General features: G+C 30.9%; 10 protein-coding genes. 4 read left to right on the top strand and 6 right to left on the bottom strand.

Going from position 1 to position 11,831, the window contains the following annotated elements; translation table 11 throughout:
• Nucleotides 1-65 precede the first annotated feature (65 nt).
• From EI427_RS20750 to EI427_RS20735, 4 genes are all read left to right on the top strand, one after another.
• On the top strand, nt 66-1,472 hold the full coding sequence (locus tag EI427_RS20750; protein WP_126618567.1) for a BamA/TamA family outer membrane protein: 1,407 nt from the start codon (nt 66-68) through the stop codon (nt 1,470-1,472).
• Nucleotides 1,473-1,625: 153 nt separating this feature from the next.
• On the top strand, nt 1,626-1,925 hold the full coding sequence (locus tag EI427_RS20745; protein ID WP_126618565.1) for a hypothetical protein: 300 nt from the start codon (nt 1,626-1,628) through the stop codon (nt 1,923-1,925).
• 516 nt (nt 1,926-2,441) lie between these two features.
• Nucleotides 2,442-3,014, top strand: coding sequence for an NAD(P)H-dependent oxidoreductase (locus EI427_RS20740; protein ID WP_126618564.1), 573 nt, complete (start codon nt 2,442-2,444; stop codon nt 3,012-3,014).
• Nucleotides 3,015-3,231: 217 nt separating this feature from the next.
• Nucleotides 3,232-3,753, top strand: coding sequence for a hypothetical protein (locus EI427_RS20735; protein WP_126618562.1), 522 nt, complete (start codon nt 3,232-3,234; stop codon nt 3,751-3,753).
• Nucleotides 3,754-3,809: 56 nt separating this feature from the next.
• Here the strand turns inward: EI427_RS20735 and EI427_RS20730 are convergent, their stop codons facing one another.
• The 6 genes from EI427_RS20730 to nrfA form a co-directional block, all read right to left on the bottom strand.
• Nucleotides 3,810-4,295: a thioredoxin family protein gene (locus tag EI427_RS20730; RefSeq protein WP_126618560.1), complete on the bottom strand. Its 486-nt coding sequence runs from the start codon at nt 4,293-4,295 to the stop codon at nt 3,810-3,812.
• Nucleotides 4,296-4,614: 319 nt separating this feature from the next.
• The gene (locus EI427_RS20725; RefSeq protein ID WP_126618558.1) at nt 4,615-4,935 is read right to left on the bottom strand and encodes a hypothetical protein; all 321 of its coding nucleotides are present in this window, start codon (nt 4,933-4,935) and stop codon (nt 4,615-4,617) included.
• A 230-nt stretch (nt 4,936-5,165) separates the two neighbouring features.
• Complete coding sequence (locus EI427_RS20720) at nt 5,166-5,777, bottom strand: hypothetical protein (protein ID WP_126618556.1); 612 nt, start codon at nt 5,775-5,777, stop codon at nt 5,166-5,168.
• A 97-nt stretch (nt 5,778-5,874) separates the two neighbouring features.
• Entirely contained in the window at nt 5,875-6,945 is a 1,071-nt protein-coding gene (locus tag EI427_RS20715; protein ID WP_126618554.1) for a BamA/TamA family outer membrane protein, read from the bottom strand.
• Nucleotides 6,946-7,091: 146 nt separating this feature from the next.
• Nucleotides 7,092-10,220, bottom strand: a complete 3,129-nt coding sequence (ccsA, locus tag EI427_RS20710) for a cytochrome c biogenesis protein (RefSeq protein ID WP_126618552.1) — start codon at nt 10,218-10,220, stop codon at nt 7,092-7,094.
• Nucleotides 10,221-10,326: 106 nt separating this feature from the next.
• A complete protein-coding gene (nrfA, locus tag EI427_RS20705) occupies nt 10,327-11,829 on the bottom strand; it encodes an ammonia-forming cytochrome c nitrite reductase (protein WP_126618550.1) in 1,503 nt (500 codons plus the stop codon).
• Nucleotides 11,830-11,831 lie beyond the last annotated feature (2 nt).

Here is an 11,831-nt window from a genome sequence, read left to right as displayed (position 1 = left end):
CTAGGGGGTAATTGGTTAATTTATATAGTGTACTTTTTATTTCACTCAAAATTACTACTCAATACATGCTTAATTCATTAAAAGTTACAATTCTCTTTTTGTTTTTCTGTATTTCATCTATTACAGTTTTCGGACAAAAAGGGCACTTTTCAGATCCAAATTATTCTCCAAATGATTACGATATTGTCGATGGATTAAGAAAAAAGAAAGCTGCTAAATTAAAAGCATCAGGAGATACTGTCACCACTAAACCAAAAGACAAAAAGGTTTATACAATTGTACTTCCGGTTGTAGCCTATAATCCATTTACAGGTTTAATATTAGGTGTAGGCGGAATTGGATCTTTTAGATTAGGTGCAGACCCAGAAAAAACTAGACTTTCTTCTGTAGTACCTTCTTATACATGGACTACAAATAATCAAAATATTGTACGTATAAACTCTAGTTTATATACAAACGAAGAGAAATACTATATTTTTAATTCAATTACATGGAGTGTAAGTCCACAGGTAACTTATGGTGTCGGTGGTAATACCCAAGAACAATGGTCTACACAAGTAAGCCCTTCAGTATTTAAATTTGTACTAAGAGGTTATAAAAAAGTGAAGAAAGACTTTTTTGTTGGGGTCAATTTTAATTATGATCAGAAATATAAATTAGTAGATGATTCTGCTGAGGGTATGAGAGACATAATTAATAATGGTAAAAATGATGGGCAAACAGCAGATCAAGTTCAAAGTGCAATAGATACTAAATATGGAGATAATAAATACGATACTTTCTGGGAACAAAATAATGTAGATCAGAACGGGTTTGCATCAGATTATAATGCAGATAAACCAACCAATGAATTACAACAAAATTATTACCCAACTCCATTTGGTTACCATCCTTATGGTACACAGGAAAGATATATTTATAGTGGTATAGGTATAAATTTACTTTATGATTCTAGAGATAATATTAATACACCTTTTAAAGGTTCTTATGCAAACTTGATTGTAAATACCTATCAAGATTGGTTGGGAAGTACCTATAACTCAACAAGTATTTATGCAGATTTAAGGCATTATGTAAACTTAAATAAAAACTATACACAGATTTTAGCCTTTTGGGGGTTAGCTAATCTTACTTTTGGAGATACTCCATACCTTAACTTACCTAGAATTGGTGGAGATGATTGGTATAGTAGCGGTAGAGGATATACTGCAGGTAGATATTTAGGCGAAAAATTATTGTATTTGGAAGCGGAGTATAGAGTCAACTTATACAAATGGTTTGGAATGACTGCATTTGTAAATGCACATACAGTTTCTGAGTTGAATGGAGAGTTTTCTTATGTAAACCCAGGAGGAGGATTAGGTTTTAGATTTCAAGTGATTAAGAAATCGAGATCAACTATTAATTTTGATTATGGTGTAGGTAAAGATGGCTCTTCTGGTGCGTATATGAGATTTATTTCTGCATTCTAAAGTATTCATTAGCAGTGAAATAATTAACATACATCAATTTAATTCCATAAATGTTTAATATTAAACTTTATTTGTAGTTTGTACTTTGTTATGTGGTGATATTCTTAGACTTTTGTTATAAGATATTATAAATCACCAAATTATATAATCACTATGAACAAGTTCTATAAGTTATTATCTGCGCTACTGTTTACATCAGTTTCATTGTTTGCTAACGAAGTTCCACTTCTTGAAAAAGATGGGATTTCAAAGATGGAAGCTAAAAGAGAGATGAAAAAAATGATTAAAGAACATAACTTAATCAAAGTAGATAAATCATCTAAAGGGAACATAAGTTCACGAGAAATAAAATTGACGTATGAAGATGAATCTGGTAAACTAATTCATTTTTATTTTGATAATATTCGGTTTCTAAACTATGGAGCGATGGTTATCACCGAAGAAATAAATTAAATTAAAGCCTGAACTTTTTAAAAAGTTCAGGCTTTTTTGTCTAAAAAGATCACAAAACGGACTTTGGGTAACAATAAATAGTCATAATCTGTATTGTGTTACCATCTATCTATTTTGATTAAAACTACTGCATAATATTCTTCTACATTAGCATAAGTAAAAAGGAAATAGGTATTACTACTTCCTTATTACTAAGAAATTATTGATAATAATTATTTGCTATTTCTTTACCCACAATATTATTAGAGAGAACAAAATGTTCTCTCTTTAATAAAAGAGCACTAATTAGTTATCCATAAAAAAAAAGATTTTGTAAAATAGTTATTGAAAAAATAGTGAAAAGCTTCTCATGTTGTGAGAAGCTTTTTTTTTGCTTAAACTAATATTAAAAGCTTAATCATTGAATATATTCAGAAAAGAACGATTTAGAGACATTATTGAATTAAATCAATATTAGGTTACATTTCACTCCATATACATGTTATCTATAAAAATTGTATAAAATAGAAATATAAAATGAAGCATTTAATTGTATTTTCTCACTTAAATCCTGAAAGCTTTACAAAAGCTATTGTAAATGAGGTAATCTCTGCTAGTGAAGAACGAGGTGATGAAGTAAAAGTAACGGATCTGTATAGTGAAAACTTTGACCCAGTTTTAAAGTTTCCTGATATTCAAGGAATGTTTATGGGTGGAGAAACACCAAGTGATGTAAAACGATATCAAGATGATATTTCCTGGGCGGAACACATCACGTTTGTTTTTCCTCTATGGTGGGGACAAATGCCTGCCATGTTAAAAGGTTATATAGATAGAGTATTTGCAAGTGGATTTGCTTTTAAATATACAGAAACAGGAGTGGATGCAATGCTTACAGGTAAAACATCCAATGTTATTATTCCTCACGGTTCTCCTACAGAATATTATGAAGGATCAGATATGTACAAATCCTTAACAAGGATATTTGATGGTGGTGTATTTGGATTCTGTGGAATAAAATCAGAAATAACCTATTTTGGTGCAGTACCTACAACATCCGATGAAGTTCGTAAAAAATATCTCCTAGAAACAAAGAATTTATTTAAATAAGAAAGTAAAGGTAGCTTAATTTAGCTACCTTTTTTTATTAAAAAACTAGATAAAATATTTTGAAAAGTTTTACAATTACTTGTTTTCAACCTTCTAAGGTTACGTGTCTATTATTTAGTGTTATGTGTTGTTTTAAATAATTGAGCCTTATGTTGTAAACAAGTGTAAAAGTTATTAATATTGCACATAAACCTAATACAATTATCTAAACTACGTGATGAATAACATTTTTCAAACAACTTTAAAATTAGTCTTTATCCTAATAATTGTATCAATAAATGCATGTTCTTTAATTGATATGAAAGTAGATCCTTATGATCTTAAAGTGAAATATGAAGATGATAGACTAGAAGAAATATTTAACGTTCACGTTAATCAGTTTGTAAAAGAAGCAGCAGATAGAAATGTGACGTTTAGAAATAGAAAAGTAACTATAAAATGGGGTAATAATCTAGCAGATAATATTCATGGTCAATCTAATACAATGCGTGTAGTGAAAATTAATCCTAAAAGCACTAAACTTGAATTAGATTATCTTAGAAGGCAATTAATTTGCCATGAATTATTCCATGCATTATGTCAGGACTTAAGAAAAGAAACACATACAAGTAAACAATTTATTGATGGCTCTACTTATTACACCTCTTTAATGGTGTCAAGTTCAGGGCAGAGTAACTTTCCTACGTTAGAATATACAGAAACATGGGAAGCATATTTTGATGAATTATTTAATGAATAAAAAAAGAGATGGATTTTAAATTCCATCTCTTTTTTTGTGAGGTAAATACTAACTTTTTATATCTCAATATTTGCTTCTACGCTTTTAATCCAGCTTTCTGGTCCACCTTTTACATAGCCTGTTTGAATTACCTCTTTGCCTTTTATTACAAAAATTGTAGGGTAACCTTTAACTTGAAATTGTTGTGCTAAAGATTGATTTTGTGCTTTTAATAAATCTGATTGCTGAATTGTTCTAGGAAAATCAAGTTCTAACAAAACCACTTTATTTTCTTTAACCCAGGCTTTAAATTCAGCAGTATCAAAAATTTCTGCTTTAATTTTCTTACACCATCCACACCAATCACTTCCTGTAAAATTAATAATTAAAGGAGCATTGTTTTTTTCCATTAATAGTGATGCTTTATGTGCATCATTTAACCAACCTTCATTAGATATTTTGTCTGTGATAGGTGGTGGATTTGAATTCCCTGCAGTTTGAGCATTTACTATTGAAAAACTACTGAAAATGAAAAGTAGAATTGATAATGTATATAATTTCATACTATAATAAGATAATGTTTAGCCTAAATATACAAATTATTTATTATTCTTATAATACAAAAAAAGGAGCACTCCAACGGAAAGCTCCTTTCTACATAACTACTATCTATACTACTATTATTCTATCTATACCCTAATTAACGTTGGATATAGTATGCAGTGTTGATAGATTATGATTAAAATATATCAGAAAGTTATTTTTCTTCTTGAAAAGAATAACTTTTGATAGTATATCCATTATTGTAAGTTATCAATCAGCAGTTGATTGATAACTAAGTTAGGTTTTCTGGAAGTAGTGTATTATTAATTTAAAGATTTATTATCCTTTGTAATCAATTAGTACTCTGATGTTTTCTAGTAATATTTTCTCATTAGCATCAAAATCATTATCGACATTTGCCATCTCGAATAAAATTTTCATTACCCATTCCTTTTTCTGGTCAGGCATGCCTTTTAATATTGATACGCTGTCTGAAGTTGTTAACTTTTTTGATTCTTCAATAAATTTATCATCAAATTTAAATTTCTTTTTTAATAAAGATAAGTAAACTACTTCTTGAACATCAATTACTCCATCAGATAACATCATGTCGTTGACGACTTTGACTACTGCTTTCTTTTCGTTTTTTTCAAATAGCATAAATATAATTTTTTTAGTATTAGCAATTTAGATAGTATTTCTTTTTTCAAGAAATATTCTTCTAATAATTATACTAAAAGAAGTACATAATATAAATATTAGCGGTCATTCTTAGAATAACAATGTGTAGATTATTTCTTAATACTTAAGGTTAATTATATTATATAACGAAAAAGTCGGTAGAAAAGATCTACCGACTTCATTATCTAAAAAAGAAACTAACAATTTTCTTACTTAGCGAACATATCAGATTGAATTAATGCTGTTTTTTGAGCCAATTCTTCATCACTTATTTCAGCAGTTTCATCTAACCTAGGGTTGATTTGTAACGTTGCATGCCATCCATGTCCAATTTCGTCGTGGAATACACCTGCTGAATATATTGTTAACTCATTCTTATTGTTTACTTTTTCTTCAAATTGTTTTTTGAATAACCATACAAATTCTTCTGTTTTTGTTTGGTCCCATTCTTCAATTTGATTGAAAGCTTGTTCTATACCTCTTAAGCTAGAATATACAGCTTCTACATCTTCATTTTGGAAAACAACTTGAATTTTAATTAAACTATTGTTCTCAAAAATTGGCTTTAAAAATGCCTCTTCTTCTAAGAACATTATTGAATAATCTCCATTAAATTCTCTTTTTCCTTTTAATTCATTGATAATATAGTTGTGTACTTCTACACCATCCATATCCGTATATAATTCTTTATAAAGTTGAATTCCTTTTTGTTCTTTAACTATTGATGTTTCAGTAGTTGTAACTTGATTTGTATTTTCTTGAGCATTAGCGAAGAAAGAACCGAATGTTAAAGCGAACAATAAAATAAATAAATTTTTCATTTCTGTATTTTTTAGAGTTTTAAAGTTTGAACCTCATTGCTTGGTTCACATACTAATAACAGTACTCTTAAAATGTCACCCCTAAAAATTTATTTTTTTAAAAAGATTCAGAAATTCTAAAATAAAACCCCCAATCTCCATCACCTTTTGCAACATCAAACCCTAATTTTGAATTGGTGTCTTTTAAGTATGTGTATCTAAATCCGATACCTGCAGAGGGTAGGAATTTACCATTATGCTCTTCATTATTTGCACCGAAAACAGTAGCAGCACCGACAAAGCCAACAGCACCAATTCTATTAGAAAAATTATATCTATATTCTGCTTGGGCACTAATTAAAAAGTTACCTCTATATTGTCCATTAGAATAGCCTCTAATATCAGTATCTCCAACTATAAATTGTTGGTTGAAGTCTATATTGCCAATACCTATACCTGTAAATACTCTGGTTGCTAATACATCTTTACCTTTTCTACAAGATTTATAATGATTAAATGCTATTTCTATTTGATTAGATTCTTTCGTATTTCCAAATATTGAAGGGTAAGTATTATAATCAATATCTAGAAGGTAACCACTAGTAGGGTAAGATACGTTTGATCTTTTATCTATAGAAAATGATATTCCAAGACCATTAAATTTTTGTCGTTTTTGCTTTTCGAGTTGAATTTCTGATTCTGAGTCATACGAATTGTGAAAGTAATTGACTCCAATATACATATCTTGATATATCTTTTTTTCTACACTTAGAAAAGCGAATTGATAATTTGTGTTGTACTTAGACCACATATTTACTGGGCCTCCAACAAAGTGTTGAAAATGATAATCTCCACGTCCAATAGCGCCTGTAAGTCGCCAATTATCTTCGTCTAAATAAATTTTACCGAAAGCTAAACCAATCCAACTTTTATTTTCTGAATTTGTTCCTAATACACCAATTACAGAAGAAGGAGAGACTGTATCTTTTTCTGATGTGTTAAACATCAGCATCGGTAATGCACCAACAGTAGCACCTGATGAGAGGTCATAATCAAGAAAGGGCAGTGGAATAAATTTCATCTTACCTTCAACACGGTCGCCAAACCCCTGACTAAAACTGAATTGGCAGATCAGTAATTGAGCAATTAATAATAATGCTATTTTAAGTTTTCTATTAATATTCTCCATTGTAGATAATGATTATAAGACGTTTTCATTATCTAAAGGGATACACTACAATAAAAACCCTATTCGGTAAAAATAATTTTACAAAAAAAGGTGTCTTCCCTAAGAAAAACACCTTTCAATTATATTTTAATAGCTCATTAGTAAAACTATTTATTAGTTTTTGAACTCTCTCTATAATAGGCTGTTGAACCAAGAACGACAATAAGTGCAGCTACATAATAAACAAATGTAGGTACAGGAACTGGATCTCCTGTTGCATAAGAATGTAGTCCTGTTAGGTAGTAATTCACACCAAACGATGTCATTACAATAGAAGAAAAGGCTACTAAACTTGCAAGGTTAAAAGTATAATTTCCTTTTAAAGCTGGTACTAATCTAAAATGAAGTACAACACTATAAACAATAACAGAAATTAAGGCCCAAGTTTCTTTAGGGTCCCAACCCCAATATCTACCCCATGATTCGTTTGCCCAAACACCACCTAAGAATGTACCAATTGCTAGCATATATAAACCAATTGTCATAGACAATTCACTTATATATGTAAGTTCTAATATTGGATTCTTAAAGCGTTTATTTTGAACAACCATAAAGATTAGATTGATAAACCCTAATAATGCAGATAATGCAAGTGGGGCGTAACTACTCACAATAATTGCAACATGAATTTTTAACCAATATGATTTTAAAACAGGAACTAAATTTGTGATTTCAGGATTTAACCAATCTAAGAAACTTACAAATAATAGTGTTCCCCCAAATAGTGATACTAGAGGTAGAATAAAATCACTTTTTCTGTAAAAGATAAATCCAAATAGGAATAATGACCATGCCACTAAAATAAGCATTTCGTAACCGTTAGTCCAAGGTGGATATTGTGCGATATACCATCTTAAGATTAAGTTAAATGTAAATGCAAAGAAGGCTACCATTTCAAATCCGACCCCAAAGTTATAGGCTAACCTTGTTCCTTTTGAATTTTTAAACACTTTTAATAAAGCAATTACTAAAAGATAAACACCAAGTAACCAGTAAATTGGAAATAAGTTATTGAAGATATTCAATTTGTTATACCAAAGTTCTGATGTTATTGCTTGGTCTGAAAGATAAATCTCTTTACCCATCACTTTTTGGAAAGTTCTCACATAGGATAAATTTAATTCAGCATCTGTCCAATCATCAGAAGAACGTGCTTTGAAAATTTCCATATAATAAACCTTCATTATATTTCTTACAAAGGCTGAATCTTCTGCAGCACCAAAAGGATTGCTAATAAAATTGGCATTAAACCAGTTGTTATTAGGGTCGTCTTTTGCAGGAAATATCTTTAAGTAATTTCCAGATAAACCTTGGAAAAGAATATTAAAACGTTCATCAACTTTAATTAACTCTTTATCTAATTCACCTCTTTCGGATGGCTTTTTTTGTTGAGCTTTATCAACAGCATTCCTCAAAAGATAGTCGCCTTCCATGTTAATTAAATCATCGAAAGAAACTAAATCAGCTTGTTCTTTTTGTATGATATTAAAAATTCCTTGTCCAGCATCGCCATCAATTTTTATTAGAGGAGCAGCTTGCCAATACATAGGGTCAATGTGTAATGCAAGAAATAACTGATCATTATCCATCTTTTCAGACGAGCCATCTTTCATTTCTAATGTATAAGATGTCTTTCTAGTTAGCTTTCTTAAAAATTCAGAACTCAATGTGTTGATCGGTTTCAACCTACCATCCATATCTTGAACAAGTAATGTTCCGAATTTTTTTGCATGTTCTTTATCAATATGCTGAGATCGCTCAAGAGTTTGTTCTTCCTCAAGTACTTGTCCATTTGATTTAAATAAAGGAATGAAGAAGAATAATCCAGCAAGTAGTGTTACCGATTGAGATGCTTTTAATTTAGATAATTTACCGCTTATCAATCTAAAACGAGATTTTCTTTCAAAGAAAGTCATCATCATACCAATAGTCATTAATGAGTAACCGATGTATGTAATTATAGTACCTGGTCTGTCTTTGTTGACAGAAAGAACTGTTCCTAATTCATCTTGATCAAAAGAAGCTTGAAAGAATCTATACCCTCTATAATCAAGTACATTGTTCATAAAAATAGTGTAAGGAAATGTTTTATCTCCATCTTGAACAATTACTTCACTAGAATAAGCAGAAGGATTTTCTGAACCAGGATATTTTTCCATCTCAAAATTATTTAAAAATAAAGAGAAAGGAAGTTTAGTAATAATTGGAGCATAAGAAACTTCAATATGATACCCTCCTAAGTTTATGTTTTTAAAAGGAGTTATAACACCACTTAAACTTGCTAAAATTACTTCCTCAGTTTCATCATTCACTGTAACATCAACAAAAAGTAAATCAGCAGCTTGAGCTTTCATCTTTTTGGTTTGAGCTGGAGAGTACCCCAAACGCATTCCATCATGAATATCTTTAATTACAAAACGTAAATCGCCCATTTGGTACAAAGCACGTTGTTGTAGTTTATCTTCTGTATTTTCTTCTGTTGCACCACTAGACTGACTTGCCATTATAAAGTAAGTAAGTCGATTAGGAGCATGTATACTATAATCATTAGCTGTTTCTTTAATGTTTATAGCTCCTTCTTTTGGGTTGTCAAAAGTAACTTCAATCCCAGAGAGAAATCTACTTTTTCCTTTTTCTAAGTAAATGCTACTTCTCCCTGTTTCACTTGCTGTTACTATTTCAATAACCGCATCAGAAACCTCTCCTTCAACAATAGATTGTACTGCATCAGGAATATATTCTTTAGGTTGAATTGTAATTTTATCACCTTTATTTTCTTCTGTCCAAGAAACATCAGGCTGTTTTAAAATTGTGAATTTACTCTTTTCACTAATTTCTTTATTTAGGCTTTTACCGTGAATATGGGCTTGGAAATAACGTTCTAAAGAGATTAGTTCGTTACTGCTACTACCTTCTCTAATTCTAAGATTACCTTCGTAACCAGCATATCTAGTTACAAATGCACCAGCAAGAATGATAATGAAAGCAAGGTGAAAAGTTAGGACACCAAGTTTTTCTTTTCTTAATAATTTATATTTGAAAATATTTCCAATAAAGTTGATACCTAAAATGGCTTGAAGAATTTCAAACCAAAGTGCATCATACACAGACCCACGCGCAGCAGGTGTTCCGAAGTCATTCTCAATAAATGTAGCATTTGCCATAGCAAAGCCATAAGTAATTAAACAAACCAATGTTAGTTTGTTTGAGAACAGGAGTTTAAAAACTTTTTGCATTATAAGTTTAGGACAAAAAAGTCTGAGTGAGTTTAATAAAATAAAAAAAGCTGTTGCATCGATTTACTTATCAATACAACAGCTCCAAATATACTAGTATTTTTTGCTATTTACTAGATACCGTTTCAGTTGGGTATTTAGCTTCACGAGCTTTTGCTTGCTCTAACCATTTAGGAATGATATTCTTTTCGAAAGTTTTCTTTTCTTTCTCCAATTTTGGCATATCTAAACCAATATATTTTTGAGCTTTCGCTTTAGTTTCAATTGCTGGGTAAGGCACTTCTTTGTCGTATCCTAAATCAGCTAATAAACGAGCCAATTTAATACGTGCTTCTTGTGCTTTATCTGTAGCAGTAGTAACAATTCTACTAATTTCTACAGGAGCGTGGAAACTACCACCGTGAGATGCAACTGCATAATCCCATCTCCATTGTGCATGTCTGATATCCATTAAGATTGGTTTCATTTGAGCTTCAGTAGCACCAAGATCCCAAGCTTTTTTAGCTTCTACGTGAGTTCTAACAAGAATTTTTTCTAAACGTTTAGTACGTTCTTTCACTTTTCTTTGGTTAGAATAAACATTTTCAATCAACTCTTTTTCTTCTTGACGATGACAAACCTGACATGAGTTTGCAGGGTTTGATAAAGGAGATTGAATATGGTGATCAGTGAATTTCTGTCCACCTTCAGTTTTATATGGCATATGACAATCTGCACAAGAAACGCCTCTTTTTGCGTGAATACCTTGTTGGAATGTTTCATAACCAGGGTGTTGAGCTTTTAACATTGGTGTTTTAGACATTGAGTGTGTCCAATCACTAAAGTTAATGTCATCATAATATTTTTCAGCACCTTCAACAGTCATACCGTTTGCCCAAGGGAACGTTAAGTAAGGAACACCTTTCTTTGGTTCTTTTTTATTGAAGTAATATTCAACGTGACATTGTGCACAAACTAATGAACGCATTTCTTGATGAGATGCATCGTTAATATCTTTACCCATAGACTCAAATGCTTCGATTAAAGCGGGTCTTGAGATTTTTAAAGCCATTGTTTTGTTATCGTGACAATCTGCACAACCAATAGGGTTTACAATTTCAGCACCCTTATCTGCCCATTTTCCTGCATAAAATTCCGAAATACCAATTTCGTTCATTAATCTAGGAACATCAGGAGATTTACAAGTCCAACAAGTACTAGGCATTGGTCCAGTACCCGGTCCAGTTGGTCCACCTGTTCTTAAAGTTTCACGGATATCTTTAATTGCATAACCGTGTCCTCTTGGAGCGTTATAATCTTTAGAGAAACCATAACCAGCCCATAATACAACTAGTTCTGGAGAGTCTTCTAAAATATCTTTTTCTTGATTACCATTCAACATTGTAGAGAAATTCATCTCTTTAGTTTTCATGAATGATTGATATTGGCGAGGGAAGTTTTCGCCCCAAACCTCATTTCTAGGTTCAAATTCTGTAATTTTAACCTGTGGTTGGTAAGCGAACTGTGATTCACTCTTTCTTTCTGTGATATTACTACCTAACATAGCCAAAAGGATGACAACTAAGCAAGTAGCAATGAATAAAAGCCAATTTTTTAATTTAGAACTCATGC

The organism is Flammeovirga pectinis (assembly GCF_003970675.1).
GTDB lineage: Bacteria > Bacteroidota > Bacteroidia > Cytophagales > Flammeovirgaceae > Flammeovirga > Flammeovirga pectinis.
This window is presented reverse-complemented; position numbering and strand designations above follow the sequence as displayed.